Origin of the sequence: Streptomyces sp. L-9-10 (assembly GCF_004151105.1) — a bacterium.
In the GTDB taxonomy this organism is placed as follows: Bacteria; Actinomycetota; Actinomycetes; order Streptomycetales; family Streptomycetaceae; genus Streptomyces.
Genome location: NZ_PHRF01000067.1, coordinates 1 through 24,761 on the forward strand (window position 1 = coordinate 1; position 24,761 = coordinate 24,761).

Annotated in this window: 36 protein-coding genes; 34 read left to right on the top strand and 2 right to left on the bottom strand. The window is 69.1% G+C overall.

The genetic code is table 11. The features are described 5' to 3' along the window. The 8 genes from CU044_RS38625 to CU044_RS18495 all read left to right on the top strand — a co-directional run. A partial coding sequence (locus CU044_RS38625) for a hypothetical protein (RefSeq protein ID WP_165371924.1) occupies window positions 1-367 on the top strand: 367 nt, incomplete at its 5' end. 255 nt (window positions 368-622) lie between these two features. Next, window positions 623-1,864 carry a DNA methyltransferase gene (locus tag CU044_RS18465; RefSeq protein ID WP_165371925.1) on the top strand — a complete coding sequence of 414 codons (1,242 nt, stop codon included), beginning with the start codon at window positions 623-625 and terminating at the stop codon, window positions 1,862-1,864. 79 nt (window positions 1,865-1,943) lie between these two features. After that, complete coding sequence (locus CU044_RS18470; protein ID WP_129769831.1) at window positions 1,944-2,345, top strand: hypothetical protein; 402 nt, start codon at window positions 1,944-1,946, stop codon at window positions 2,343-2,345. After that, the gene (locus CU044_RS18475) at window positions 2,342-2,878 is read left to right on the top strand and encodes a hypothetical protein (RefSeq protein WP_129769832.1); all 537 of its coding nucleotides are present in this window, start codon (window positions 2,342-2,344) and stop codon (window positions 2,876-2,878) included. The genes CU044_RS18470 and CU044_RS18475 overlap by 4 nt, the downstream gene beginning before the upstream one ends. Further along, complete coding sequence (locus CU044_RS18480) at window positions 2,871-3,113, top strand: hypothetical protein (RefSeq protein WP_129769833.1); 243 nt, start codon at window positions 2,871-2,873, stop codon at window positions 3,111-3,113. The genes CU044_RS18475 and CU044_RS18480 overlap by 8 nt, the downstream gene beginning before the upstream one ends. Window positions 3,114-3,136: 23 nt before the next feature. Next, complete coding sequence (locus CU044_RS18485) at window positions 3,137-3,346, top strand: hypothetical protein (RefSeq protein ID WP_129769834.1); 210 nt, start codon at window positions 3,137-3,139, stop codon at window positions 3,344-3,346. Window positions 3,347-3,401: 55 nt separating this feature from the next. Continuing rightward, window positions 3,402-3,584, top strand: coding sequence for a hypothetical protein (locus tag CU044_RS18490; protein WP_129769835.1), 183 nt, complete (start codon window positions 3,402-3,404; stop codon window positions 3,582-3,584). 151 nt (window positions 3,585-3,735) lie between these two features. Continuing rightward, a complete protein-coding gene (locus tag CU044_RS18495; RefSeq protein WP_129769836.1) occupies window positions 3,736-4,023 on the top strand; it encodes a helix-turn-helix domain-containing protein in 288 nt (95 codons plus the stop codon). A 180-nt stretch (window positions 4,024-4,203) separates the two neighbouring features. Here the strand turns inward: CU044_RS18495 and CU044_RS18500 are convergent, their stop codons facing one another. Both CU044_RS18500 and CU044_RS18505 read right to left on the bottom strand, forming a co-directional pair. Beyond that, window positions 4,204-4,629 (bottom strand): DUF6221 family protein, encoded by a 426-nt coding sequence (locus CU044_RS18500; protein WP_129769837.1) that lies wholly within the window; start codon window positions 4,627-4,629, stop codon window positions 4,204-4,206. After that, window positions 4,622-4,924, bottom strand: coding sequence for a helix-turn-helix domain-containing protein (locus CU044_RS18505; protein ID WP_165371926.1), 303 nt, complete (start codon window positions 4,922-4,924; stop codon window positions 4,622-4,624). The genes CU044_RS18500 and CU044_RS18505 overlap by 8 nt, the downstream gene beginning before the upstream one ends. A 156-nt stretch (window positions 4,925-5,080) precedes the next feature. Between CU044_RS18505 and CU044_RS18510 the strand changes: the two genes are divergently transcribed. The 26 genes from CU044_RS18510 to CU044_RS18615 all read left to right on the top strand — a co-directional run bounded on the left by CU044_RS18510 (window position 5,081) and on the right by CU044_RS18615 (window position 24,709). Beyond that, window positions 5,081-5,281: a hypothetical protein gene (locus tag CU044_RS18510; protein WP_129769839.1), complete on the top strand. Its 201-nt coding sequence runs from the start codon at window positions 5,081-5,083 to the stop codon at window positions 5,279-5,281. Further along, window positions 5,281-5,544 (top strand): hypothetical protein, encoded by a 264-nt coding sequence (locus tag CU044_RS18515; RefSeq protein WP_129769840.1) that lies wholly within the window; start codon window positions 5,281-5,283, stop codon window positions 5,542-5,544. The genes CU044_RS18510 and CU044_RS18515 overlap by 1 nt, the downstream gene beginning before the upstream one ends. Next, window positions 5,544-5,699, top strand: a complete 156-nt coding sequence (locus CU044_RS38630; protein ID WP_165371927.1) for a hypothetical protein — start codon at window positions 5,544-5,546, stop codon at window positions 5,697-5,699. Before CU044_RS18515 ends, CU044_RS38630 begins: the two co-directional genes overlap by 1 nt. A 79-nt stretch (window positions 5,700-5,778) precedes the next feature. After that, entirely contained in the window at window positions 5,779-7,152 is a 1,374-nt protein-coding gene (locus CU044_RS18520) for a GIY-YIG nuclease family protein (protein WP_129769841.1), read from the top strand. Then, window positions 7,152-7,796 (top strand): hypothetical protein, encoded by a 645-nt coding sequence (locus tag CU044_RS18525; RefSeq protein WP_129769842.1) that lies wholly within the window; start codon window positions 7,152-7,154, stop codon window positions 7,794-7,796. The genes CU044_RS18520 and CU044_RS18525 overlap by 1 nt, the downstream gene beginning before the upstream one ends. A gap of 17 nt (window positions 7,797-7,813) precedes the next feature. Further along, on the top strand, window positions 7,814-8,323 hold the full coding sequence (locus tag CU044_RS18530) for a hypothetical protein (protein WP_129769843.1): 510 nt from the start codon (window positions 7,814-7,816) through the stop codon (window positions 8,321-8,323). Next, window positions 8,323-9,111: a hypothetical protein gene (locus tag CU044_RS18535; RefSeq protein ID WP_129769844.1), complete on the top strand. Its 789-nt coding sequence runs from the start codon at window positions 8,323-8,325 to the stop codon at window positions 9,109-9,111. Before CU044_RS18530 ends, CU044_RS18535 begins: the two co-directional genes overlap by 1 nt. A gap of 113 nt (window positions 9,112-9,224) precedes the next feature. Continuing rightward, window positions 9,225-9,368: a hypothetical protein gene (locus tag CU044_RS38635; protein WP_165371928.1), complete on the top strand. Its 144-nt coding sequence runs from the start codon at window positions 9,225-9,227 to the stop codon at window positions 9,366-9,368. A 308-nt stretch (window positions 9,369-9,676) separates the two neighbouring features. After that, window positions 9,677-9,991: a hypothetical protein gene (locus CU044_RS18540; RefSeq protein WP_129769845.1), complete on the top strand. Its 315-nt coding sequence runs from the start codon at window positions 9,677-9,679 to the stop codon at window positions 9,989-9,991. A gap of 16 nt (window positions 9,992-10,007) precedes the next feature. Further along, the gene (locus CU044_RS18545) at window positions 10,008-10,421 is read left to right on the top strand and encodes a hypothetical protein (protein WP_129769846.1); all 414 of its coding nucleotides are present in this window, start codon (window positions 10,008-10,010) and stop codon (window positions 10,419-10,421) included. Between the two features lie 358 nt (window positions 10,422-10,779). Beyond that, complete coding sequence (locus tag CU044_RS18550) at window positions 10,780-11,253, top strand: DUF6221 family protein (RefSeq protein ID WP_129769847.1); 474 nt, start codon at window positions 10,780-10,782, stop codon at window positions 11,251-11,253. A gap of 796 nt (window positions 11,254-12,049) precedes the next feature. After that, window positions 12,050-12,649, top strand: a complete 600-nt coding sequence (locus CU044_RS18555; protein ID WP_129769848.1) for a hypothetical protein — start codon at window positions 12,050-12,052, stop codon at window positions 12,647-12,649. A gap of 174 nt (window positions 12,650-12,823) precedes the next feature. Further along, entirely contained in the window at window positions 12,824-13,708 is an 885-nt protein-coding gene (locus tag CU044_RS18560; RefSeq protein ID WP_129769849.1) for an N-acetylmuramoyl-L-alanine amidase, read from the top strand. Window positions 13,709-13,720: 12 nt separating this feature from the next. Further along, the gene (locus CU044_RS18565) at window positions 13,721-13,948 is read left to right on the top strand and encodes a holin (protein ID WP_129769850.1); all 228 of its coding nucleotides are present in this window, start codon (window positions 13,721-13,723) and stop codon (window positions 13,946-13,948) included. Then, window positions 13,945-14,259 (top strand): hypothetical protein, encoded by a 315-nt coding sequence (locus CU044_RS18570; RefSeq protein ID WP_129769851.1) that lies wholly within the window; start codon window positions 13,945-13,947, stop codon window positions 14,257-14,259. The genes CU044_RS18565 and CU044_RS18570 overlap by 4 nt, the downstream gene beginning before the upstream one ends. 9 nt (window positions 14,260-14,268) lie before the next feature. Continuing rightward, complete coding sequence (locus CU044_RS39175; protein ID WP_205124082.1) at window positions 14,269-14,742, top strand: hypothetical protein; 474 nt, start codon at window positions 14,269-14,271, stop codon at window positions 14,740-14,742. Continuing rightward, entirely contained in the window at window positions 14,739-16,121 is a 1,383-nt protein-coding gene (locus CU044_RS18575) for a terminase family protein (protein WP_205124083.1), read from the top strand. Before CU044_RS39175 ends, CU044_RS18575 begins: the two co-directional genes overlap by 4 nt. Window positions 16,122-16,135: 14 nt before the next feature. Next, on the top strand, window positions 16,136-16,429 hold the full coding sequence (locus CU044_RS18580) for a hypothetical protein (protein WP_129769853.1): 294 nt from the start codon (window positions 16,136-16,138) through the stop codon (window positions 16,427-16,429). A 206-nt stretch (window positions 16,430-16,635) separates the two neighbouring features. Next, window positions 16,636-18,255, top strand: a complete 1,620-nt coding sequence (locus CU044_RS18585) for a hypothetical protein (protein ID WP_129769854.1) — start codon at window positions 16,636-16,638, stop codon at window positions 18,253-18,255. After that, on the top strand, window positions 18,252-19,055 hold the full coding sequence (locus CU044_RS18590) for a phage minor head protein (protein WP_165371930.1): 804 nt from the start codon (window positions 18,252-18,254) through the stop codon (window positions 19,053-19,055). The genes CU044_RS18585 and CU044_RS18590 overlap by 4 nt, the downstream gene beginning before the upstream one ends. A gap of 2 nt (window positions 19,056-19,057) precedes the next feature. After that, window positions 19,058-20,815, top strand: a complete 1,758-nt coding sequence (locus CU044_RS18595) for a 2'-5' RNA ligase family protein (protein WP_129769856.1) — start codon at window positions 19,058-19,060, stop codon at window positions 20,813-20,815. Window positions 20,816-20,817: 2 nt separating this feature from the next. Then, window positions 20,818-20,970, top strand: coding sequence for a hypothetical protein (locus CU044_RS38640; RefSeq protein ID WP_165371931.1), 153 nt, complete (start codon window positions 20,818-20,820; stop codon window positions 20,968-20,970). A gap of 134 nt (window positions 20,971-21,104) precedes the next feature. After that, window positions 21,105-22,853, top strand: coding sequence for a major capsid protein (locus tag CU044_RS18600; protein ID WP_129769857.1), 1,749 nt, complete (start codon window positions 21,105-21,107; stop codon window positions 22,851-22,853). A gap of 70 nt (window positions 22,854-22,923) precedes the next feature. Next, window positions 22,924-23,787 (top strand): hypothetical protein, encoded by an 864-nt coding sequence (locus CU044_RS18605; RefSeq protein WP_129769858.1) that lies wholly within the window; start codon window positions 22,924-22,926, stop codon window positions 23,785-23,787. Beyond that, on the top strand, window positions 23,784-24,014 hold the full coding sequence (locus CU044_RS18610; protein WP_129769859.1) for a hypothetical protein: 231 nt from the start codon (window positions 23,784-23,786) through the stop codon (window positions 24,012-24,014). Before CU044_RS18605 ends, CU044_RS18610 begins: the two co-directional genes overlap by 4 nt. Beyond that, entirely contained in the window at window positions 24,014-24,709 is a 696-nt protein-coding gene (locus tag CU044_RS18615; RefSeq protein WP_205124084.1) for a hypothetical protein, read from the top strand. Before CU044_RS18610 ends, CU044_RS18615 begins: the two co-directional genes overlap by 1 nt. Window positions 24,710-24,761: the final 52 nt, after the last annotated feature.

The following is a 24,761-nucleotide window of genomic DNA, read 5'->3' on the forward strand; positions in this document are numbered from 1 at the left end:
GCCCGAGCCCACCACCCAGACCACCCAGTACCGGATCAACTGCCTCCCCGAAGACGGCATCGACAGCGACCTGTTCGGCCTCACCGTCGAGTACCGAGGCAAGGGCCGGTGGGCCGTCGTCCTCCGGAGCGCGTACCTCGGCGCCGACGGCGCATGGTCCTGGGGCCACGACTGGCCCGGCGAGCCCACCAGCGACCAGTACGAGGCGTACGAGGCGGGCCGTCAGCGGTGGCTGGACGCGCATCGGTTCGATGAGGAGACCGCGCTGCGACTCGCGAGGGAGGCTGCGCCGTACGTCACGGTCAACGGGTTCACGGTGGCGGATGCGATAGCGATGCGGCAGAGACGTGCTGGGGAGCAGCAGTGATCGACACCGTGCTGTTCGTGGTCCTGGTCATCGTGGCCGCCGGGCTGCCGTTGGCGCATTGGGCGCGCCCACCGTGGCGCTGACGGCACGGCAGGCCCACGAGGGCAGCTGTACACCTCCGAGGCGGCCCGCGAACCTCCCGGCTCACCGATTCCTCACCCCAGCCCCCGCCGGGCCCTCACACAGCCACACAGGGCCTATACGGAACGGACACCCCGTAACCACACAACCAGACACCACCCGAAGGAGAACCCCGTGACCCTGCACCTTGGCGACTGCCGCACCGTACTGACGGAACTTCCCGACGCCTCGGTCGACGCGATCGTCACCGACCCGCCGTATGAGATCGGCGTGGCTGGCCACGCCTGGGACTCGACAGGTATCGCGTACAGCGTCCCCATGTGGACTCAGTGCCTGCGCGTCCTGAAGCCCGGCGGACACCTGATCTCCTTCGGCGCACCACGCACCTATCACCGCATGGCCTGCGCCGCCGAAGACGCCGGATTCAGGATCATCGACCAACTCGACTGGATTTACACGCACGGCAAGCCGAAGGGCTCCGACCTGGCGCGGGCCATAGACCGGCACCGCGACGACCGCGAGCAGGTCCTGCAGGTGACCGCGTGGCTCGCGGCGGCACGGGATGCGGCGGGCTGGACGAACCGGCAGATCGATGCTCTGTTCGGGTTCTCCGGCATGGGCAGCCTGTGGACCACCCAGGGCAAGGCCGCGATCGTCCCCACCACCGAGCAGTGGACACGTCTCCGGGACGCGATCGGGTTCGACGACACGGAGATCCTGCCGCTCGTCACCGAGCTCAACGCCCGCAAGCGCACTGTGGGCGAGGCATTCGAGCAGCGGGAGATCATCAGTCGCACGCAGGGGCGAGCCCGGGAAGCTGGCCTGTACGGAGTGATGTCCGGGGACCGCATCGAAGCCCGGGCGGCATCCGAGGAAGCGCGCCGCTGGGAGGGCTGGAACACGGCGCTGAAGCCCGCGCACGACCCGATTCTCCTGGCCCGCAAGTCGACCGGCTACGACTCCCTGGTCGGCGGACTCCTGCGGCATGGAGTCGGCGGCCTGAACGTGGCCGCCTGCCCCGCGTCCGGTGGCGGCTGGCCGGCGAACATCCTCCTCGGCCATGACTGCCCGCCCAGCGGCTGTCTGCCCGGCTGCCCGGTACGTGAGATGGGCCAGGCGCAGCGGTCCTTCCCGGTCTTCCGGCTCAACAGCCGGACTCCGAACGCGGAGCGAGTCGAGGTCGATGGTGTCCGCCACGACACCCCGAAGGCAATGGAGTTGATGCGGTGGCTGGTACGTCTCGTCTGCCCGCCGGGTGGGACCGTGCTGGACCCGTTTGCTGGCTCGGGGACGACGCTGCTGGCCGCCGCTGATGAGGGCGTCTCTGCGATCGGTATCGAGGCGCATGAACCGTATGCCGCTGTGGCCCGCGCACGCCTTGACGCGCGCGCACCGTCCCTGTTCGACACCCCGTGACATTGCGTATGCCCGCCCCCGGGTCGTAGCCGGGGGCGGGCACCAGCCCAGCACACCACGAGAATCCGAGGAGATCCACATGTCGTACCCCAGCCTGCTCACCCCCGAAGAGATGCTCACCACCGCGAAGGAGCGCCTCGGGATCCCGACGATCGTCTGCATCTGCGGCAGCACGAGGTTCATGGACGCGATGGCCGAGGCTGATCTGCGCGAGACTGCGGCAGGCCGGATCGTTGTGAAGCCCGGCGTCAACATGAAGGTCGCACACGAGCTGTGGGCGGATCCGGTCCCGACCGAAGCGCTCAAGGTCCGGCTCGACGAGCTGCACCGGGCGAAGATCCGGCTCGCGTCTGAGGTCCTCGTCGTCGGGGACTACATCGGCACATCCACTACGGCGGAGATCCGGTACGCGCGCGGTCTGGGCATCCCGGTGCGGTTCACACACCCCGAGGTCGACCCGGACGCCGGGCCCACCGAGTGACCGCCGCCCGCTGGATCGGCGCCAGCATCCCCCTGCTGCTCCTCACCGCCGCAGCCGCACTCGCCGCGATGCTCCACGCCGAACAGCGCCAGACCCGCCGGCGCCAGGCCCGTACCGCAGAGCAGCACGCCCGGCTGGTGGGAGCCCAGCCACCTCTATCGCCACCACCCCGACTGCACCAAGGAGAACGTCCGATGCCCACCCGGCAGTTCACCCGAAATGAGCTCTCCAACATCGGCGTACCGCCCGAAGATCCCGAGTACATCGAGTACGACGATGATCTCCTCGCCGACGAGCCCGTGAGCACGCTCAAGTACACGGCGCTGCGCCGCTGTGTCTTCCGCGCCCCTGACGACGGCAGAACCTACGCCGTCGAGTACGAAGCCCAGCTCGATGTCGGCGACTACGAGGTGGGCGAGTACAGCCCCGATGACCACGGCTGGCACGGCGACATCGTGGAAGGCGTCGAGGTGGAGGGGCGGGAAGTCCTCGTCACCCGCTGGCTGCCCGTCGAGGAGACCGACCGTGCCTGAAGCCCGTCACACGGCCGACACGATCACCGACGATGCGCTGGACCGGCTCTACGCCCGCATCACCACGCTGGAGGCCGTGGCCGCGGGCAATAGGCGGCACGTCCAGACCATCGCGCCCGAGATCGACCGGCTCACCGAGGAGCGCGACGGCCTCGTCGCCGAGCTGGCTCGCGTCCGCCGCGCTCTCGACGGAACCGAACCGACGGACCGGGAGCCTCCCGGCCCGCCATCCTGAACCCGACCACCGAGGGGGAAACCATGCCCGACCAGCCCACCACCAGCACCTACTTCATCGAGTCCCGCCCCGCGCCCAGCGAGCCGTGGCGGAAGGTACCCGGAGTCGGGTGGGACAGCAAGGCCAAGGCCCTGGAGAAATTGGCCTATCGACGCGAGATGCAGCCGACCTGGGAGCACCGGCTGATGGAGCGCATCACCACGATCACCGAGCGGCCGGCCGACGAAAACTGACGCGCCGTCGCCCAATGTCCGGCCACCCTGGAACTCGACCCGAAGGGGGAACAACATGACCCAGCAGACCGATTCCGACCACTACGAGGAATGCCCCGTCAACACCGGCGACGGCCCCGCGTGGGCCCCACGGACGTGCCGGTGCGACGCGATCAGCGCCGAGGACGATGCCTACTACGCCGAGCCCCGCAACATGGCTGACCTCGAAGACGGGTCCGCGACCACCCCGCAGTGGTGAGCCGTTGAGCCGCTGATCGACGCAGCACAGACGCCCGTCGCCCACACCAGGACGACGGGCGCCGCAGCACACCGCCTGTACTGAGTACAGAACCAAGTACTGTACTCAGTACAGGCGGGCATCCCGGCCCACCCCACACAAGGCAGGCCGCATGCCCACACAACCCGAACTCCCCATCAACCTCGCACTCCTCACCCTCCCCAACGACGACCTCATCCCCCTGCTCCACCAGCGCATCGAACTCTCCAAGATGATCGCCGGAGACCTCGACATCATCCGCGCCGGCCTCGTACGCCGCATCGCCGCCCACATCGACGTACACGGCCTGATCATCAAGAACGCCGCCACAGGCATGCCTGTTGGCGACATCGCCGACCTGCTCGGCGTCACCGAGTCGTACGTCTACCGCGTCCTTCGAGACCACAATTCCGGGCAGTAGCCGCGCTCTTCATCGCACAGACGCACGCCCGCGGTATGACTGATGCCCTCGCTCGGGTGACGCCCACCCGAATCTCCGCCGCCGAGCACCCGGCCGCCGATTCGGTCGGCGCGGTCGAGCAGGCAGCACGAAGACCCCCACCCCGAGCGATCCGGGCGGGGGCCGACGTCGTACGGGCAGCTACGGCCGCCACTCCTCGCGGTAGCCGGGGTGATCGGCGTACACGGTGGCGAGCAGCCGGACCGGCCCTTCGAGGATCCCAGCTTCGCGCTGCGCCCGATCCCACACATCAAGGTCTTCGGCGCCGGGGCTGTCGCCTGCCGCCTTGATGCGTGCTGCCGCTTCGTCGCGCAGTCGGGCCGTGGTTGCGTAGTCCTCAACGATCTGCCGCTTGGCGTCGATCTCGCGCAGCACCCGCTCCGGATCGTGGCGGACGATGCGCTCGGCAATGCCCGTCCAGTTGCCGTTAGCGCACTCCTCCGCGCGGCCACCGTCGGACGCGACGATGACGCCGGTCTCGCCGATCTGCCGCCACGAACTCTTCACCCTGCGCGCCACCCGCTCATCCTCGTCGAGCCGGGCCCGAAGGAACACCAGCTCACCCATCGCCTTGCTCCTTCTTCGGTCGGGTCGTCCACCGAGTAGCGCCGCGCTCGATGTCCTGAACGGTGCCGAGGGACACGCCCAACTCCGCAGCGATCTTTCGGTATGACACACCCTGCGCGCGGAGATCAAGCACCACCTTGCGGCGGTACTCCTGGAATCGCTTGTTGCGCTCCGCCTGGTCTTTCAATAGACGGCCGATCACGCGTGCCCGCGCCAGGTGATCCGTCATCGCTTCGGCGCCGTCGAGGGCTTCGAACACACGCTGCGCCTCCTCTTCGATCGGCTCTTCGGCCATCCCGTTCCTCTTTTCCGGGTGAGCCGCTTGCCCAGATCGTATGGGTGCCCATACGGTGGTGGCAAGCAGTCCGCGACTGCCAATGGAACGGCCCCGGACGGAGCTGCGAACTCCGCCGGGGCCAGCCATCCACCTGCATCACCAGGAGGAATGACTATGCGCGAGATTACCCGCGCCGCCGCCACCCTGGCAGCCCACACCGCTGGCACCATCCACGAACGCTGCGAAAACTGCCGACAGCCCACCTGCCGCTGCGAGCCGAACACCAGCCTCACCGCGCTCGCCGCCGCCGTCGGAGTCCTGCGCCCCAGCAGCCTCACGCCGCTGCTCCGCCGCGTCGCCGGGGTGAACCGCTGATGGACACCGCGACGCTCGACATCGTGCTCGGCGCCACCGCCGACCGGCTCACCGCAATGAACCCGGACACCACCATCAGCGCCGGCGCCCTCCACTCCGAGGTGCAACTCAGCATCTGGGACTGGCACGGGATCTACAACGACGCCGCCGTCGGCCGACACATCACGGCCGTGCTCACCGCGCTCGCCGACATCCCGCTCACCGGCACACGCGGCACCTACGCGCTCCGCCTGCGCGAGCAGTACGGGGCGGTGACCCGCTGATGGGCAAGCCGAAGGGCGTCAGCGCCAAGGACGCCGCCGACGCGTACAAGAAGGGCCAGGCCGCCGCCCGAGCCGAAGCCGAGCGTCGCCGCGCTGCCGCCGAAGCCGACGCGGAAGCACGCGCCGCAGGCAGCAACGCCGCCGCCGCCAGCTGACCCACCTGACCGGCCGGGTCGCGCGTGCCACACCAACCGCGCGGCCCGGCCACACACTTCCGTGGAAGGCCCACCCCTGATGACCAGCCCCGAACTTCCGGGCGTCCGCTACCGCACCGAGACCCGCCAGCGCACGGTGCCCCACACCATCAACGGCGTGACACTCATGGTCGAAGAGGACTACGAGGTCCGCGTACCCATCCCGCCCCGGGACTGGGACCACATCGTCCTCACCGCCGTCACCGCTCTCGCCGGGCTCATGCTCGCCGTGGCCGTGATCTGGTCCACCGCCAGCATCGGCGACCTCCTCGACCGCGCCGTTCCACCCTTCGCGGCGTACGGCGCAGCGGTCGCCTTCGATCTCGCGTGGATCATGTGCATGGCCATCGAGTGGCTCGCCCGCTACGACACCCAGCGCGCCGCCCTCCCTCGAAAGGCCGGCCACGTGGCGTTGCTCATCGCAATGGCTGCGGTTGCCGCGCACGGCTGGCTCGAAGGCGCGGACGGCGCACTCATCGTGGGCATCGTCGGCGCCTCCGTGTCTGGCCTCGCCAAGGCCGTCTGGACCATCGTCCTGCGCCACCACGCCAAACCACTGTCCGTCCTCACACAGAAGTGGGTGGACCAGGCCCGCGCGGAGGCTGGCGGACGCCTCGCCATGGTCGCAGTCGACCGCGAACTTCAGCGCGCCGAAGGCTCCGCCGCCGCCGAAGCTCTGGCCCTGGGCAGGCCAGCCGGTCTACAGCGACAACTCGACGCTGCGAACGAGACGGTTTTCAACGTCGTCCGCACCAGCATCGAGCGGCAGACCACGCCGAAACCACGCCGCCCCCAGCCGCCCTCCGAGCCCGCCGGTACGCCCGGCGAACTTGTGGACGACATCGCCGCTCTCCTCGGCGGTGCCCACGCTCCGGTCGTCTACTTCATCCGTAACGGTTCCCGCGTCAAGATCGGCACCAGTCAGAACCTGAAGCGCCGCCTTGCGGCCCTCACCTTGCGCCCCGCTGATGTTCTGCGTGCCGTTCACGGCGACCAGCGTACCGAACGTGAACTCCACCAGAAGTACGCCGACCAGCGCGCGGGCAACACCGAGTGGTTCGACCTCACCGGCCAGCTCGCCAACGACCTCGGCATCGCCCTCGATTCGTCCGCCCCCGCATCATCCGCATCACGAGATGCGTCCGAAGATGCGGCTGATACGCCGGACGATGCGGCAGCCGCATCACCTGATACGCCCCAGGCCAACGCGCCGACGGTGTTCCCGGGCAGCGCCTCAAAGAAGGCTCTCGTCCTGGCCGCGTCATCCGCGCTTCAGCCCGGCGCATCTGCTGCGGATATCGCGCATCGCCTCGCGCAGCAGGGATGCGCAGTGGACACGGCGTACGTCCGAACCGTGCTCTCCCGCGAGGCAAAGAAGGGCGGCGTTGGCGAGGGCGGGGAGGGCTACAACTGATGGCCACCGAGCCTGGCGCCGACGAGCGCCGTATCGCGTACCTGCTGCGACAGGAGATCGACGGCCCGACCGCCGACCAGACGGAGGAACAGCGGCAGTTGATTCCGCCGCCGCCCGCGTACGCACCGGATGTGCCTGGCGACGACGCCGCGGACTGGGTGGACGAGATCCTCGCGCAGACCCGTACCCCGGCCAAGAAGGCACCACTGGCAGAGCAGGACGAGAGCGGAGATCAGGGCGGCGATCCGGCCGAAGGCGAGGATCCCAATACGGCTGCGCCGTCCGGCTGGATGCGGGTCCAGCACGGCTACTACCCGACAGTTCCAACCGTGCTCCCCATCCCACAGCAGCCGGCCGCCGCACTCAGCCCCAAGACCCGCGCCCTGCTCTACAACGCGGCCGCAGCCGGCACCGGCTGGGGCCTCGGCCTCCTCGACCTGTTCAGCCGCGCCATCACCGCGTGCGGAACCGACACCAGCATCGGCGGGGCCCTCGCCCTCGGGATCGGCTCGTGTCTCGTCATTGCGCACGTCTGGGACCGGCGCACCCGGCACTGGTGGATCGGCCTCGCCTGGGCCGCCCGTATCCCGCTCGCCACCGCCATCACCGCCCTCGCGCTCTACACGCCCGGCACACAGCTCTGACCAGGGGGAAACCACCCATGCAGCACCTCGACTTCATCGTCACCGCGGCGCCGGCCATCAGCATCGAGGGCGGCCGGATCCTCGGCTCCGTCGGCTCCGGCGGCATCGCCATCGCCTTGACCGGCGTACTGATCGCCGGAATCAAAGAGCCCAAAGGCGGCGCCGCGGCGCCCGGGGGAGCGCCGTCCAAGAAGGGCCGGATCCGCAAGAAACTGACCCCCGACCAAGCCCAGTGGACCGGTGTCGCTGCCGGGACGTTCTACATGGCCGCAGGATCCATCTGGACCGTCGGCGGCCAGGTGAGCGATGCGTTCGCCACCGTGTTCACCAGCGGCGGCTTCGGTACGGCCGGGCTCGGGTCCGTGTCTGCGCTGCTGGCGGCGGTCATGTACTTCCGCGAGATGACGCCGGGCAAGAGCGCGTTCACCGGAATCCTCTCGGCCGGTGTCTGGGCATCCGCCGGTGGGATCTGGGGCATCCCCCAGGCCCTCATCCTCACCGGCGCCGGGGCCATCGGGATCGTCTGATGACCGACAAAACGATCAACGAGCCGGGGGAGCAGCACACCGAGGACTCCCCCGGCCTCGCCACCCGGGCCGTGGACAGCCTACGGTCCGGGCTCACCGGCGAGGCCGCCACGGCGCTGCTCGCCGGATCCGGCGTCCTCATACGCAAGGGCTGGCAGGCCCTCCCCGACGACAACCCGCTGGCGCGCCTCGGATACGTCGGGCTCGGCGGCTACATCGCCGTCTACGCCGCGGCCCACGCCGGCCCCGCGACACCGTTCGTCGCGCCCACAGCAGTGCTCGGCTGGTGCATCGCCGCATGGACGGTCTCCCCCGAACCCGGCGAGGAGCCCGAAGCCGAAGACCACACGGATCACGCCGAGGAAGAAGCCGAAGAGGACGGGATCGAACTGTCCGAGCGGGACGTCTTCCTCCTGTGGCTCGAAGAGGTCACCCGCGGGCGCTCCGGAATCCACTTCACGGAGTTGCACGAGCGCCTCGCCAAGCACCCGGCTTGGGCGGGCATGAAGCGGACTGATGTCGGCCCGCTGTTGAGGGGCTACGGCATCCCCACTGAACGGTCCCTGCGAGTGGGACCGGTTGCGGGACGTACGGGGGTGGCCAGGGCCGCTGTTGAGGGACTCCTCTCGGGCGCTGGCTTGTCCCCCTCCCCTGGCGTGGAGAGTTCCGACTCATCGCTGTTGGAGACCTGGTGTGACCTGCGGGAATCTCCTGGCTCTCCGAGTGGAGAGGAGCTTGGAGAGGACAGCTCCTCAGCTTCTGACGATCAGCTTGAGAGGTGTCTGTGAGCCCCTACCGGTACCGGTGCGGACAGTGCCGCGCCAGCTCCCCGCCGACCGTCACGCGGTCCGAAGCCGAGGCGCACCGGGACTACCACCGGGCGTCCGTTCACGGCGATCTCGTGCCTGACGGTGACGCCATCGAGCACGTACGCGGCGACGCGGCGCGTGATCCGGATGCGCGGTATCTGTCGACCCGCGCGGTCCTCCTGGGGATTGCCGCGCTCGCGCTCGCGAGCTTCATCTCCCGCGTCTTCGGACGCTGAACAACCCCCGGGGCGGCCGACAGCTGCCAGGCATCCCGGCCGCCCCGGTCCCCATCCCGTACACGAGACAGGACCCCGCATCATGCCACTCCGGCGCACCATGCCCATGGCCCCCGGCACCCGGCCGGACCCGAAGCAGGAGACGACCTACCAGGCCAGCCGCGGCGGGTGGGTCAAACCCCCGAAAACCCCCACGCCGCCCACTCCCAAGAAGGGACGCTAGGCACATGACGCCCCGACGCTTTCCACTCTCCGAGGTACTCACCGTCACCACACGCTGGACCCTCATCACCCCATGCTCCATGCTCATGGCGACGGAGCGAGTCTGCGCCGTACTGGGGCACTTGACGGGCCAGAGCATTTACCTCCACCAGGCCCCGGACATCGCCGACGCGTGCATGGCCGCCCTGTTCGCCCAGCACCCGTGGCTGGCCAATCTGACCCTGCCCGACGACCGGTCCGACGATGTCGTCATGGCGTGGCTGGCCGCCGCGGAGCGCACGTACGGCACCGAAATCGAGCTGACTCCCATCTCCGACTGGCAGACCCGCGACCCGATCGAGGACGCGGCCGACATGGTCGGCGCCGACAAGGTTTGGGTCGTACGGCCCGACAAGCCGTAAGCCAAGGAGGGACGATATGACACACGCAGAGAACTACGGCGGCGATGACTACGTCGGCCGCCCCTGGCTGTACGCCGACACCGCAGACGACGCGCTGCGCAGGCTGTGCCGCGTGATTGATCTGCCCGCCGAGGGCTGGGAACGCCCCGAGCACGCCTACAGGGTGATCGGTCACCTGATCTCCGCCGTGCAGCGAGTACCCGAGGTGCTCACGTGTACGGACTACCTGATCGCCCAGGAGTCGGAGGGGGCGATCACCGTTCCCGGGGCCGACGACCCGAAGGCCGAATTGCTCGCCCTGTACGACGAGATCCGTACAGCGCAGGCCGCCGCCCGCGAGGCCACTGCCGCGCTCGGCCGGGTGCACGCCCGCCTCGGCCGCCTCAAGTACGGCGTCTCTGAGAATCCTCTGGCGCCGGCCGAGGGATGAGGGACATGCTGAGGAACATGACGACTCGCCCGTACCCGAGCCGCGACCGCGCCCTGCGGCAGCGCACGCGGCACCAGACCCTCACGCCTGAGCAGCTTCGGATGGCACAGGGCGCCAGGGCAGCTCTCGCCCTTGCGGGTGCCGCCACGCGTCGGCTGATGAATGCGGTGCGCCCGGTGCGGGTCAGTCTCGGGGGGTGCGAAGCTGCGTCGTCTGGCGGGGTCCCAGCGGCCCGGTACCAAGCCGGCACGCACGTCTGACGGCTGTCAGTTCCGCGCAGGCCGCCGCTCGGGAGGCTGCGCGGCGTTCGGTCGGGTGCACGCCCGCCTGGAGGGTCTGAAGAGCCATGATGGGTGACATGGACGACTTGGTGGCCTTTTTGCGGGCCCGGCTCGACGAGGACGAGCAGGTGGCCCTGGAATCCATTGGGCAGACGGGCGTGATGCTGGCTGGGGCGGATGCCGCTTCGGTCAGTGTCTGGCGCGTCGTCGAGCGCCAGGCGACGGGAACGTTCGTGACGGCGCGCGATCAATGGGATCGAGTGACGGAGGTGGTCCCGACCTACGGCGGGATGTATGCCGAGCACATCGCCCGTCACGACCCAGCTCGGGTGCTGCGCGAGATCGACGCCAAGCGGCAGATCGTGAAGGCGCACGGGGTTGCCGTGCTGCGGGCTGGGGGCGGCGCGCAGCACTTCGTCACGGCCACCGTGTGCCGCTCCTGCGAACCGAATCACCAGTTCCCCGAGCAGTCGTGGCCCTGTCCCACGCTGCGCCTGCTCGCACTGCCCTACGCCGACCACCCAGATCACCTGGAAGACTGGCAGCCGTAGCCTGGCGTCATCCCATCCGCGCATCTGGCTGCTGCGCCGCTGGACCGAGCCCCTCGCCGTCACCCCCGTCGGCGAGGGGCTCACCCAATACCCGCTCTTACGGCCACAGCCCCTCGTGGAACCGCGGCCCTTGAGCGCCAATCACCAGACGTAACTGCCAGTCCTCGTGTACTGGGGCGTTCCAGACGCACCGTTCTGCACCCAGACCTTCAGGGAGATCACAGCCCCGGATCCCGGGGTGGGGTAGAGGGATTGCGGACTGCTACAGGTGCCGTATCCCGCCGCAGTCTGGAGCCTGAGGACCTGGCCCGCGTACCGAACCTCCGCCATCGACCGCATGCCATCCGGGGCATCGTCGCAGACGTCCCACGAGCTACCTGACCATCGGTCCAGGTACAGGGTTGCCGACCCGTTGGTCGTGCTGAGGCAGACGTCGTAGCCACACGCTGCCTTCGTCTCGGCCGCCCCGGCCGGGGATGACACCCCACCCAACGCCAAGGCCGCACCCGCAAGGGCAACGGCCGTCGTTTTCATACCCATTCCCATGATCAAAACCTTTCGTCGGTCTGGTCACGACGACTGTGCACAACCGACCTGAAGGAAACCTTGGGGAAACCTTGAATCCTATGGGCACGTAGGTGAGACCGCGCGCGAATGGTACTGCCGCATCACCGCACTGGCTCCGACCGCGCCACGCGGCCGGGGCCGTGCCATGTCACGAACCCGTCACCCACCAGACACGACACACGCACATCCGCCACGATGTCCCCTCATCCACACAGTCCTTGGGGGGACCATGCACACCCGCACCAGACTCCGCACCGCCCTCGCGGCCACCGCAGCCACCGCGCTCCTCCCCATCACCGCGGCATGCAGCAGCGGCACACAGGGAACCGCTGAACGGAACGTGGCACCACAGCAGTCGACGACAGAAGAAGCGCCGGCCGAGGAGCCCGTCGAGGAGAAGGCGCCGGACACCGAACTGAAGGTCGGTGACGGCTTCCGCTACAAAGACGGTGTCCTGCTCACCGTCACCGGGATCGACAAGCTGACTGCCGCCGATTTCGGGGAGTACGACCTCAAGCCCAGCGCAGACAAGACTGGGTTCCGCGTCTCGCTGGACGTGACAAACAACGCGAAGACTCCGCTGGATCTCGACACGTGGGGGGTCAGCGCGCAGGGCGCGACCACGGGCGGCGAGACCGAGTTTGTGTCTGCGGAGAAGGGGTCAAAGCAGATGACGGGCCGTCTCGCGCCTGGCAAGAAGGGCTCGTTCACCTTCGACTATGCGCTCGCCAAAAAGGACGGGACTGCCGTCGTTTTCACCCTGACCCGCGTGGACGACAGCGTCGACCTCCTTGCCGAGGATCCGCACTGGACCGGCACCATCAAGTAGCCGCCCGCGCACCAGCTGCGCCGCACATGAGCTGAACACATCGAGAGGGGCCCGCGCCATGGCGGGCCCCTCTCACGTGCCCGGTAATCCACTCCGGGTCCGCCACTACAGATGTAGTGAATTAGAACGTGTTCCAGTTATGCTCGGCTCAGGACTGGCCGAAAGGGGCACCCCGTGGCAACACCGATGACGCCGGACCAGTGGCTGAAGGCGCTGCGCGCCGAAGGAGTCATGGACATCGTCGAAATGAGCGGGTGGCGCACTCACAACCGCAACCACAAGGGCCCGTTCTCCGACGTCCACGCGACGATGGTCCACCACACCGCAGGCGAAGGCTCCGGCCTCCCTGGGCTCGTCTACAACGGAACCGGCGACCTTCCCGGTCCTCTCTGCCACGACTTCCTCGCCCGCTCCGGCCGCCTGTACCTCGTCGGCAGCGGGCGCGCGAACCACGCCGGAACGGTCGCGAGGAACGCCTACAACGCCGTCCTCAACGAATCGTCCAGCCACCCGGCCCCGGACGCCGCCGAGCCGATCGACGGCAACTCCGTGTCGTACGGGCTGGAGGTGGAGAACAACGGTGCTGTCGGCCGAACCTGGCCCGCGAAGCAGTACGACATCGCCGTACGGGTGCAGGCCGCGCGTTGCCGCTTCCATGGCTGGACCGCGGACTCCGTGTGGGCGCACAAGGAAGCCACCCGGCGGAAGCCCGTCGACCCTCGCATCGACATGAACCAGTTTCGGCGCGACGTGGCCGAGCGGCTCAAGCACTCGGCCAGTTGGAACCCCGGCAGCACCACCCCGGCGCCGAAGCCGCCCACCCCGCCGAAGGAGACGCCTGTGGCCACGACCGACGACCGCGTGAAGTCCATGCACGCCAACCTCATGGGCATCGGCTCCCTCACCGAGACCGACGGCAAAGGTCAGCGGGTCCAGCACGCCGCGGGCTACTACCTCGCGCACATCGAGCGCGACACCACGGCCCTTCAGGTCCAGGTGGCCGCGCTCACCAAGCAAGTCACCGAGCTGACTGCGCTCGTGAAGTCCCTCCAGTCCTGAAGGAGCACCACCATGGCCACGGCCCCCGTGGAGAAGAAGGTCACCGCCGCGTCCGCTGCGGCGTTCCTCGGTTCGACCGGGCTCCTCGGAGTCCTCGCCGCCGTCCAGGATGATGCGCGGCTCGTCGGCTTCCTGCCGGACGGGCTGTCCCCGTTCGTGCTCGCACTCGTCCCGGCCGCAGCCACCTTCGTGGCGGGGTGGAAGGCCAAGCACACCCCGCGCACGGGCATCCTGCGGTGACCGCGCCCACCCCCGACCCGACCGCGCCCACGGTCTACGAACTGATCCGTACCCAGGGGCTCCAGCTCACGAGCCTGGCGAATCTGGTCGCATCGCTGGAAGCGAAAATCGTCACCCAGGAACAGCGTGCGACCGACAACCAGCTCGTCGGTCAGCGCATTGAGCGCGTCGAGATGGACATCAAGGCCGAGCGGGATCGCGGGCTGACGAACCGCAGGATCGCCTGGACATCGCTCGGCGCGCCGCTGGCGGTCGCCTTCCTCCTGTGGGCCGCCGGAGTGTTCTCCCTCGGCAGCGGCGGCGGGGCGTAGGGGGCGGTCGTGAGCGAACTGGACCCGTGGGTACGCCAGCCGACCGAGTCTGATCCGGCGTACGAGGCGTTCACCGTGTACCGGGACATGGGCTCCTCCCGCTCGCTGGCCGCGTCCGCCGAGACGATCGGCAAATCCGTGGTGCTCCTCAAGCAGTGGTCAGCTCGGCACGGCTGGGTGGAGCGCTGCCGGTCCTACGACCAGCACCTCATCGGCGTGCGCACCGAGTCCTACGCGGTGATGGTCCGCAAGACCACACAGCAGCAGTCCGCATTGACGGACAAGCTGTTCGACCGCCTCAACCAGTCCCTGGACACGCTGCCGCCGGGCGAGGACCCCAGCATCCGATGGACGCAGGCGTTCTCCGCCGCGTGCAAGGCCCGCACCACGCTCCTCGACTACAACAAGCCGGACACCCCGAAGAACACGGAGCTCGCCGACAAGATCGCCTCCATCCTCGACAAACTGGGAGTGGAGGAGTGACGACCCGCGCAGAGATCGCGACATGGCCGGCGGCGGCGCAGCAGGAACTCCTCACCCGCCTCGAAGCCGCCCTCCAGGACAAAGAGCGCGGCAAAGTCCCCTGGCTCTGCGACCGCGAGACCTGCGACGGTCTGCCCCACACCGGCCGCCAAGGCGCCCACGCCCGCACCTCCCAGCGGCCCCCTGACAGCAGCTCGTGGGACACCTGGCTCCTTCTTGCCGGCCGTGGTTTCGGGAAGACGAGGACCGGCGCCGAGTGGGTGTGGCGTATGGCCAAGCAGTACGAGCGCGGCGCTCTCATCGGCCCGACTGCGGCGGACACCCGCGACATCTTGGTGGAGGGCGAGTCGGGGATTCTCGCCTGCGCCCCGGCCCGGTTCCGGCCGCTGTACGAGCCGTCGAAGCGCCGCTTGACCTACCCCAACGGCGCGATCCAGACCCTCTATTCGGCAGACGAGCCGGACCGGCTCCGCGGCCCGCAGCACCACTACGGCTGGTTCGACGAACTGGCGGCATGGCGGCGCCTCCGCTCCACCTGGGACATGGCGCAGATGGGTATGCGCCTCGGCGACCATCCCAGGATCTGCATCACCACCACCCCCCGGCCGCTCCCGGTCATCAAGGAGCTGCTGAAGGACCTTGCAACGGTTGTTGTCCGGGGCAGCACCTACGACAACCTGCACAACCTCGCACCAACCTTCCAGCGTGCCGTCGTTTCCAAATACGAGGGCACGACCCTCGGCCGCCAGGAGCTGGACGCCGAGGTCCTCGACGACATGCCCGGCGCGCTCGTGGCCCGCAGCATCATCGAAGCCGGACGCGTCGACGAGGCGCGCGCCCTCGAACTCATCGTCGTCGGCATGGATCCTGCTGGTACCGGCGTCGGCGACGAGACCGGCCTCATCGCAGCCGGCCGCGGAACAGACGGCGTGGACTACGTACTGCGGGACGCCTCGAAGAAGATGAGCCCCCGCGAGGCCGCCCGCCGTGCATGGGCGCTGGTTGATGAGGTATCCGCGGACGCGCTCGTGTACGAGGACAACCTCGGTAAGCAGTGGGTGGAGCAGGTCCTGAAGGATGCCTGGAAGGAACTCCACGGCAAGACTCCTCACCCGCCGCTGCGCCGCGTCACGGCCATGGTCGGCAAGAAGCTCCGGGCGCAGCCGGTCGCGATGCGGTACGAGCAGCAGCGCGTGCGGCACGTCGGTGTCCACGGCGCGCTGGAAGACCAGCTGGCGACGTGGATTCCCGAGGAGGACTCGGCGTCCCCGGACCGGATCGACGCGATGGTCCACGCCGTCACGCACCTCATGAAGCGTGACCGTGCCCGGATGGTTCTCGCTTCACCCCACGCCGCGCCGCAGGGCAGGGCCGCATAGAGATGGCGACGACTATGGACATCCTGACGCTCGTGCTCGCCGCACTGGCCACCGCCCGGCTCACTCGCCTGATTACCGCCGACCGGATCACCGAAGCCCCCCGGAACTGGATCATTCGGCGCCTGCCGCGCGAGTCGCTTCTCTCGTACCTGCTCGTGTGCGCCTGGTGCTCGTCCGTATACGTGGGCGTCGGTATGGCCGCGGCTTGGTGGGCGTGGGGCGACGAGCGCTGGTTCGCCGCCGGGTGCGCCGCGCTGGCGTTCAGCTACGTCACCGGCTGGCTCAGCAGCCGAGAGGGTGGTGAGTGATGCCCCTGCTCAAGCGCCGCAAGGGCGCGGAGGAGCGCGGCACGCGGCCGCGGGTGGTTCTCGCCGCCGCGGTTCCTGTTACGGGCCCGGATGCCCGCGAGGCGTGGACCGCCCGTCAGGGAGATACCGCCTGGCAGCGGGACGCCTGGTACCACTACGACGCGTGCGGCGAACTCCGGTCCGCCGTCACCTGGATCGCCAACGCCGTGTCTCGCGCCGAGCTGTATGCGGCCGAAGTCGACCCTGCGACCGGCATGCCGACCGGGCCGACCGACAACGCGCAGGCTCAGGCCGCCGTCACCCGCGCGCTCGGCGGCGCGGCCATGCGCGCACAACTCCAGTACACGATGGCCGTCAACTGGCAGATCCCCGGTGAGGTGTTCGTCCTCGTTCGGCCCGGAACGGCCACGCGGCGCGGTGAGGCTGCGCCGGACGAGTGGGTGGCTCTGTCGGGCACGGAGGTGGATTACAGCGGCGCCCGCTGGTCGTACAAGGACCCGATGACGGGTGTCAAGAAGGACCTCGCCCCGGACGACCTGCTGATGCGCGTGTGGTCCCCGCACCCGCGGATCCAGTACCACGCCGACAGCGCGGTTCGGCCAGCGCTACCCACGTTGAGGGAGATCGAGAAGGCGTCACAGAACATCGCCGCGCGGCTCGACAGCAGGCTCGCGGGCAACGGGCTGCTGCTCATGCCCGAGGAGGTCGACTTCCCGGAGCAGGCATCCGGTGCCACGGGTGCCGAGGGGTTTATGGAGTATCTGGCCGGCGTCATGGCCAGGTCTATGCAGTCCCCGGGGACGGCCGCGGCGCAGGTACCGATCACGGCCACACTGCCCGGTGAGCTGGTGGAGAAGATCAAGCATTTGGATCTCTCTACCGACTTTGACGCGTCGGTGGTCGCGCTGCGCGTTGACGGCATCCGGCGGCTTGCTGAGTCGCTCGATATGCCAAACGAGGTAGCTGTTGGCTCGACCGGGGACGCGAATCACTGGGGCGCGTGGCAGGTGGAGGAGTCCACCTACAAGATCTACATCGAGCCTCTTCTTGACCGCCTCGGAGACGCGCTGACCACGCACTGGTACCGGCCGACCCTCAAACGGATGGGCGTCACCGACCCGGACCGATACCGGCTCGCCTGGAACACGTCCGAGATCGTCCAGCGCCCGAACCGCACGGAAGACCTCAAGTGGCTTTGGGACAACGAACTGATCAGCGATGACGCCATGCGCGCCGAAGTCGGCGTCGGTGACGACGACATTCCCGACGAGGAACAGGTCCAGTTGCGCCGCCTCGCCAGGGCCATCGTCGCGGCTCCGTCCCTGGCCGATGACCCGCGGGTCGCGCAGCGTCTGTTCGGGTTCGAGATCGCTCGCACACCCGCAGTGCCTCAGATTGAGGGCGGGCAGCCTCCGCAGGTAGACGCCCCGCCCGCGCGGGATGAGCGTGCACTGCCCGCGACGCAGAACGACCAGCCGCCCCAGCTCACCGCGTCTGCCGTGCCGCCCGAGCACCTGATCGCAGCGACAGAGCTCCTCGTGTTCGACGCTCTCTCACGCGCGGGTGGACGCCTCCTCAAGGCTCCGCTGCGCGGACAGTTCGGGTCGGTGGCCAAGCACGAGCTGTACCTGAAGATCCCGTACGACCCGCACGGCGAGGGCGTGGTGGACCGGCTCCTCGAAGGGTCGTTCCAGTTCACCGGGCACGTCGCGGAGGCATTCGGCCGGGACCGAGAGCAGCTTTCCACCCAGGTAGAGGAGTACGTCACCGTGCTCCTCACGACCCGTACGGCGCACGACCGGGCGATGCTGCGACGGTTCCTGTGACGAGCCCGCCGCAGGATGAGCATCTGCCCGCGCGGCTACGCGCGCAGGCCATCATCCGCGACGGTGAACAGCGCATCGGCCGCGCCTGGTTCCGGTCCCTTTCTCGCTTCCTGGACCGCGTACGGCCCGCCGTCGCACCGCCGGACGGCCCGCTCGATCCCAACCGGGTCAGCGACAGCGCGCAGTTCTGGACTGACGAGGTCAACGTCCAGGTCGTGCCGGAGATCTCCAATGTCCTGCGCCGTACGTGGCGCCGCGTCACCAGTGCTGGAGAGCCCGTCACCGATCCGTACGTGGCGGACTACCTGAACGACGCGGGCAACCGGCTCGTGCGGGTGCCGGACGAGGTGTACGCCCGGATCGTGGTGGAGATCGAGCACGGGATCCGTGAGGGCCGGCCGATCCCGGATGTGGCGGCGGATGTGCGCACGATCCTCACGGTGTCGGGGTCGGAGCTGTGGCCGAACCGCGCGCGGGTGGTGGCCAGGACCGAGGTGATGGGCGCGGTCAACGCCGGGGTTTTCCGCAGCGCACAGCTGGACGCGGCGGCGCGTGGGGACATGGCACCGATGAAAGTGTGGCTCGCGACGGAGGACCAGCGGACACGGCCAACGCACCGCGCGGCGGACGGACAGCGCACCCTGCTGGGCTCGCCGTTCGAAGTGGGCGGGGCCCGGCTCCTGTTCCCGGGGGATCCGCGTGGCCCGGCGCAAGAGGTAATTCAGTGCCGGTGCACGCTGCTACCGGTGGTCCTTGGCGAAACGCTCGACTGGACCGACCGACAGAACCCGAGAGGCTGACCATGGCCCTGACCGCTGCGGCGAACATGAGCGGCGCCATCGTGGCGTTCCTGCCCGCCGACCCCGACACCCTCACCGTGCCCGACGGCGACCCGGCCGAGCAGCTGCACATCACCCTGCTGTACCTCACCGACGACAACGCTGAGCTGGACGAGGAGCAGCGCCAGTTCATTGCGCAGGCCCTCGCCGATGTCGCGCCGGACGGGCCGATCGAGGCGACCGTGACCGGAGTGCAGGGCCTCGGTGAGGACGATCCACAGGCGATCGTGCTAATGCTCGACTCGCCCGAGCTCCAAACCATGCGGGAGACCGTCAAGGCCGCGCTGGCCGACGGCATCCCCGTGCCGGAGGACCGCTTCCCCGAGTACCTGCCGCACCTGACCATCGGATACGGCATCGACCCCGACGCGCTTGCGGACCAGGTCGGTACGACGGTCGTCCTGGACCGGCTGGCAGCCATGTACGGGCCCGACCATGAAGAGATCCCCCTGACTGCCGCAGCGTCGCCGGTGGTCGCGTGCGCTGAGAGGAGCATGATGCCCAGACGCTGGAACGCCGTACTCGCCCGCATCGGGGTGCCCACCGGAGACGGCCGCATTCTCGCGCCCGGCGCCATCACATCCCGCGACCTTCCCCTGCCTTTGTCCTGGCAGCGCCAGAGCGCCGACGGCCACTGGGGCTCGGTCGTGGTGGGCCGTATCGAGTCGATCTCGGTCACCGACGACATGGTCACCGCGTCCGGGTCGCTGCTGTCCGAGGACGGCTGGCAGGTGATCGAGCACATCGAGGCTGGAGTCATTGGCCCGAGCGTGGACCTGGACGATCTGGAGTACGTGATCGACGACCAGGACCGGGCCGTCATCACCCGGGGCCGGATCGCTGGAGCAACGCTGGTGGCGATCCCCGCGTTCGCGGACGTGTCAATCAACCTCATGCCGCTGCCCGCTCCGCCCCCTGCAGACGAGCCGGTGTGGGACGAGTACGACGAGCTGGTGCGCACAGCCTATGAACCCGCGTACGCAGCAAAGTTGGCGATGTTCGCGGCTGCTCGCACGGAGCGGCCGGCATTCACGGATTCGCTTCTCCCGTCGCTGGAGTGGTTCACAAACCCGGGGCTGACGTCGCTGACCCCGCTCTCTGTGACACCCGATGGGCGCGTGTATGGGCACGTGGCGGGCTGGGACTCGTGCCATGTCGGACTCCCCGGCTGCGTCACCCCGCCCACCAGCCAAACCGGTTACAGCTACTTCATGGTCGGGGAACAGTGCACCGCTGAAGGCACAACGGTGCCCGTGGGGACACTCACTGTGGGCGGCGGCCACGCGGACCCGCAGCTCGGGTTCCGAGCGGCGGCCGAGCACTACGACGACATTGGCACCGCCGTCGCGCGGGTGTTCGCGGGCGAGGACGAGCACGGCATCTGGGTGTCCGGCTGGGTCCTCCCCGACGCGGACCCGGTGCGGGTGGAGCAGTTCAAGGCGTCCCCGGTCAGCGGGGATTGGCGGCGGATCGGCGGATCGTTGGAGCTGATTGCCGTGTGCAGCGTGAACACGCCGGGATTCCCGGTGCCGCGCACGCTGGTCAAGTTCGCTGCCGGGGCGCAGCGGGCGCTGATCGGCACGTTCGGCCCCATGCGCGGCCGCGTAGTCGAGGGCGCCGAACCGGCGCCCGCCGCCACCATGCCCGAGGCCGAGCCCGGCCCGGACAGTACCGAGGCCCGCGCCAAGTGGGCGCGCGCCGTCTGGAATGAGAGGAACTGATCATGGCCTGTGGCACCTGCGGCCGAGCCGCATCCAACGTCGACTACGAAGTCAAGACCAACGACGGCAAGACCAAGACCGTCTCCAGCATCGCCGAGGCCCGAATCCTCATCGCACAGAGCGGCGGTACGTACAAGGCAGTCCCCAAGAAGTAAACGGGGCCTATTCCCCACTTGGCGCGAAATCGCGCTACCCTGTGCACAGCCTTACGGGTGCTGAGCTGTGAGCCGGCCCGGAGACGTGACGAACCACCTCACCGATCCGCGCCGACTCCAGCAGGAGCAGCATCATGGCCACCGAGCCCACCACCCCCGAAACCCCGGCCCCGTTCGACGCGACCGCGCTCAACGACGAGGCCCTGTACGCCGAGTACGCCCGCGTGAAGGCCCGCGGCGCCGAACTCTCTGCGCAGCAGGACCTGTCCGCCGAGGAGATCACCGAGTTCACCATCCTCGGTGACCGCGTCGACGTCGTGCGCGCCGAGATCGAGACCCGCGAGGCCGCCGCCGCCGAACTGGCCGTCCGCCGGTCCGCGTTCGCCGCGCTCCCCGACCTCACCCCGCCGGTCGCCCCGGAACCCCCGGCCGCGGTCGAGACGCCCGCCGCGCCCCAGCCCGTTGCCCCCGCAGTCGTGCCGTCGGTCGCCGAGCTGGGAGCACAGCCCCCGGAGCCCCCGGTCGTCCTCGGCCGCGAGCGCGCGCGGGAGTTCTCCATCGTCCTCACCTCCGACGGCGCCGCCTCCGTGGGCAAGCGGTACGGCGAGGAGGTCACCGTCGCCGACGTGTCCGCAGCCGTCGCGAAGTCCTTCTCCTCGTACGGGCGGGCCGGAGGCGGCCAGTCCTCGAAGCGGACCCTCGCGCAGTTCTCCCGCAGCCGCGGCGACGAGTTCCAGCTCGGCCGGGGCGAGGAGGACGACTACACGGCGATCGAGCGGGCCCGGAAGGAGTCGCGTCTTGACGGCGGTTCGCTCCTCAAGGCGTGGGCCGGGCAGGTCACCGAGGACGCCAACAGCCTCACCGCGGCGGCCGGATGGTGTGCCCCGTCGGAGAACCTGTACGACACCTGCGGCCTGTGGTCGATGGACGGGATGCTCGACCTGCCGACCCTCACCGCGAGCAGAGGCGGTTTCAACTACGCGAGCAACCAGCCGACGTACGCCGACCTCCAGGCGTCCACGAGCTTCACCGTCCTCACCGAGGCGCAGGTGATCGCGGACACCGCGAAGAACTGTGCCGAGATCCCCTGCCCGACGTTCACGGACGCCCGCCTTGATGTCGCAGTGTCCTGTATCACCGCGTCGTTCATGCAGATGGCCGGGTACCCGGAGTGGGTCAACAACTACGTCGACGGCCTGCTCACCAACCACGCCCACAAGCTCAACGGCAACATCATCGCGAGGATCGCCACCAAGGCCGGCGCGGCCACGGTGATCCCCGCGCAGGGCGCGACCCCCGCGCCGGGCTCCGGTCCGGACTCGTCGGCGACGGCGTCCCTGCTGGCGGCGCTGGAGCTCGCAGCGACGGACATGCGGTACCGGGAGCGGATGCCGTTCAGCCAGACCTTCGAGGTGATCCTCCCGCAGTGGTCGCTCGCGCAGATCCGCGCCGACCTGTCGCGCCGGAATGCCTACCCGAACGACCCATTCGCGATCACCAACCAGATGATCGTGTCCTGGTTCGCGACCCGCAACATCAGGCCCCAGTTCGTGTACGACTTCCAGGACGCCTACGCCACCACCCCGCCCACCGGACTCCCCGGCGGCACAGCGGCGCTCACCGCCCTCCCGGTCACCGTGAACTTCCTGATCTACCCGGCCGGGGCCGTCGTCCTCGCCCGCCAGGACGTCGTCACCCTCAGCTCCGTGTACGACGCGGCGAACCTCCAGCAGAACCTGTTCACCAGGCTCTTCAGCGAGGAGGGCTTCCAGCCCATCTACCCGTGCGGCTCCATCCGTCAGTACACCGCGCAGCTCTGCCCGTCCGGCGCCACCGGCGCCCAGGTCTGGTCGTCCTGCGCCGTCCCTGCCGCCGCGGCCTGACCTTCCCCTCTGACCGGCGGCCGGGCCCCGTCCCTGGCCCGGCCGCCACTCACCACAGAAGGGAGGGACCATGGCAGGAATCCTCACGAACCCGCAGCTCGTCGAAGCACCCTCACCGGGCAGGCTCCGCTACGGCGTGTTCACCGCAGCCCGGCTAACGGACGACCTCGACGCGAGGACCGTGGCATCTGGCTTCCAGTTCCCCGCAGAGGACTGCGGCGTCGCCCGCCTGTACGACGCGAACTGCGACACCAACCCTGAGAAGGTTTTCGACGAGGGCCTCGGGTACGTCGCGGGTGACCCGTACTGGGTGTACGCCACCCACAAGTGCGGCTCGGTTGGCCGTACTTCGCAGGAGGTCGAGCGGACCGTACGGCGCAAGTTGGCCGGAGCGGAGCAGGAGCAGGTAGAGGCCGCGGTCTGGGGCGGCACGTCGCCGCCCGTGGATCCGGCGCTCACCACCACGGCCGGTGTTGTCACGGTCACCCCGGACGCGCCCGGCGCCGGCGCCGCGATCGCCGCGCTGGAGCAGTCCTTCTACGACGCGTACGGCTACGTCGGCACCATCCACATCAACACCCGCGCCTACGCGGCACTCACCTATGCCGAGCTGATCAGCGACACCCCGTCGGCCGGTGTCCTCACCACGCCGCTCGGTTCCGCCTGGTCCATCGGCTCGGGCTACGGCATCACCGGCCCGGCCGGCGCCGCCCCGACCGCCGGGTCGGTGTGGGCGTTCATGACGCCGCCGGTGTGGATCCGCCGCATGGCCCGGCCGATCGTCCCGGACGTCGTCCAGACGATGGACCGCATCCACAACCAGTACATGGCGCTTGCGGAGCGGGTGTACGCGCACACGTGGGCCTGCCCAATCGTCCACGCCGTGCAGGTGCCCGTCGCCGCCCCGGCGACCGTCGATATCACCCCGGCATGACCCCCATGGAGACGCTGATGAGCGAGTACAGCCGGGTGGTCCCGCCGCCCGGAGAGATCAAGGAGACCGCGAAGCTCCTGCTGGAAATCGCGGATGACCCGCAGGACGTACGCACGGTCGCGGGCGGCGGCGAGTTCGTTGTCCCGGCTGAGCTGGCGGACGCCTACCACCGAAAGGTCAGCGCCCCCAAGGGCCGCGCGACCACGAGTAAGAAGGGCGATGCCTGATGCCCACAGTCTGTGGTTCCTACGCGCGCGGCAAGGCGATGAGGCTGACGCGTCTGGACGAGTGCGGCACTCCGGTGCCCGGACCGACCGGAACGCTGGTGACCAAAGGGTTCGTCAGCGTCGGCATGACACCGAACTACCAGGACCCGGAGGAGATCACCCAACCCGACGCGAACGGCGACTTGTGCATCGATGACCAGGGGCGCCCGGCGCTCCGATGGGTCGACCTGTCGATGGTGTTCTGCAACATCGACCCGGAGGCGGTCAACATCATCACTGGCAATCCGCTGGTGGTGAACGACGCGACGCCTACCCCCTCGTCCGTGGGCTGGCGCCTCGACTCCGACCTGACCGGCACCGCGAACTTTGCGCTGGAGGTCTGGTCCGGCAAAACGGGCCAGTCCTGCGGCGCTGGCGGCCTCGAATACGGCTACTGGTTGTGGCCCTTCGTTGTGCAGGCCCGCATCGGGGAGGCCACCATCGCGAACGCCGCGCTGACCCTCACCCTGACCGCGCGCACCAGCACCGGCTCCGGCTGGGGCGTCGGCCCGTACGACGTCGTCAAGAGCGCCGTGACCCCGTTCGCCGAAAGCCCCCTCGAAACGGCCATCGGCCCGGCGGTGCACCAGCACTTCGAGGTCACCACCGTCACCCCGCCCACCCCCGCCTGCGGCGCCGTAGCACTGGCGTCCTGACCCGCTCCGGGGCCGCCGTTCTACCCCCGGCGGCGGCCCTGGGCCCAGCGCG

Bases quoted from the DNA above. Each gene is read 5' to 3' on its own strand.
- CU044_RS18580 (WP_129769853.1), top strand. From the start codon at position 16,136: ATGGACATCCTGACGCTCGTGCTCGCCGCACTGGCCACCGCCCGGCTC.
- CU044_RS38640 (WP_165371931.1), top strand. From the start codon at position 20,818: ATGGCCTGTGGCACCTGCGGCCGAGCCGCATCCAACGTCGACTACGAA.
- CU044_RS18495 (WP_129769836.1), top strand. From the start codon at position 3,736: ATGCCCACACAACCCGAACTCCCCATCAACCTCGCACTCCTCACCCTC.
- CU044_RS18595 (WP_129769856.1), top strand. From the start codon at position 19,058: ATGGCCCTGACCGCTGCGGCGAACATGAGCGGCGCCATCGTGGCGTTC.
- CU044_RS18615 (WP_205124084.1), top strand. From the start codon at position 24,014: ATGCCCACAGTCTGTGGTTCCTACGCGCGCGGCAAGGCGATGAGGCTG.
- CU044_RS18520 (WP_129769841.1), top strand. From the start codon at position 5,779: ATGACCAGCCCCGAACTTCCGGGCGTCCGCTACCGCACCGAGACCCGC.
- CU044_RS18610 (WP_129769859.1), top strand. From the start codon at position 23,784: ATGACCCCCATGGAGACGCTGATGAGCGAGTACAGCCGGGTGGTCCCG.
- CU044_RS18500 (WP_129769837.1), bottom strand. From the start codon at position 4,629: ATGGGTGAGCTGGTGTTCCTTCGGGCCCGGCTCGACGAGGATGAGCGG.
- CU044_RS18485 (WP_129769834.1), top strand. From the start codon at position 3,137: ATGCCCGACCAGCCCACCACCAGCACCTACTTCATCGAGTCCCGCCCC.
- CU044_RS18555 (WP_129769848.1), top strand. From the start codon at position 12,050: ATGCACACCCGCACCAGACTCCGCACCGCCCTCGCGGCCACCGCAGCC.
- CU044_RS18505 (WP_165371926.1), bottom strand. From the start codon at position 4,924: ATGGCCGAAGAGCCGATCGAAGAGGAGGCGCAGCGTGTGTTCGAAGCC.
- CU044_RS18545 (WP_129769846.1), top strand. From the start codon at position 10,008: ATGACACACGCAGAGAACTACGGCGGCGATGACTACGTCGGCCGCCCC.
- CU044_RS18510 (WP_129769839.1), top strand. From the start codon at position 5,081: ATGCGCGAGATTACCCGCGCCGCCGCCACCCTGGCAGCCCACACCGCT.
- CU044_RS18600 (WP_129769857.1), top strand. From the start codon at position 21,105: ATGGCCACCGAGCCCACCACCCCCGAAACCCCGGCCCCGTTCGACGCG.
- CU044_RS18605 (WP_129769858.1), top strand. From the start codon at position 22,924: ATGGCAGGAATCCTCACGAACCCGCAGCTCGTCGAAGCACCCTCACCG.
- CU044_RS18540 (WP_129769845.1), top strand. From the start codon at position 9,677: ATGGCGACGGAGCGAGTCTGCGCCGTACTGGGGCACTTGACGGGCCAG.
- CU044_RS18535 (WP_129769844.1), top strand. From the start codon at position 8,323: ATGACCGACAAAACGATCAACGAGCCGGGGGAGCAGCACACCGAGGAC.
- CU044_RS38630 (WP_165371927.1), top strand. From the start codon at position 5,544: ATGGGCAAGCCGAAGGGCGTCAGCGCCAAGGACGCCGCCGACGCGTAC.
- CU044_RS18515 (WP_129769840.1), top strand. From the start codon at position 5,281: ATGGACACCGCGACGCTCGACATCGTGCTCGGCGCCACCGCCGACCGG.
- CU044_RS18525 (WP_129769842.1), top strand. From the start codon at position 7,152: ATGGCCACCGAGCCTGGCGCCGACGAGCGCCGTATCGCGTACCTGCTG.
- CU044_RS18470 (WP_129769831.1), top strand. From the start codon at position 1,944: ATGTCGTACCCCAGCCTGCTCACCCCCGAAGAGATGCTCACCACCGCG.
- CU044_RS18565 (WP_129769850.1), top strand. From the start codon at position 13,721: ATGGCCACGGCCCCCGTGGAGAAGAAGGTCACCGCCGCGTCCGCTGCG.
- CU044_RS18530 (WP_129769843.1), top strand. From the start codon at position 7,814: ATGCAGCACCTCGACTTCATCGTCACCGCGGCGCCGGCCATCAGCATC.
- CU044_RS18550 (WP_129769847.1), top strand. From the start codon at position 10,780: ATGGACGACTTGGTGGCCTTTTTGCGGGCCCGGCTCGACGAGGACGAG.
- CU044_RS18490 (WP_129769835.1), top strand. From the start codon at position 3,402: ATGACCCAGCAGACCGATTCCGACCACTACGAGGAATGCCCCGTCAAC.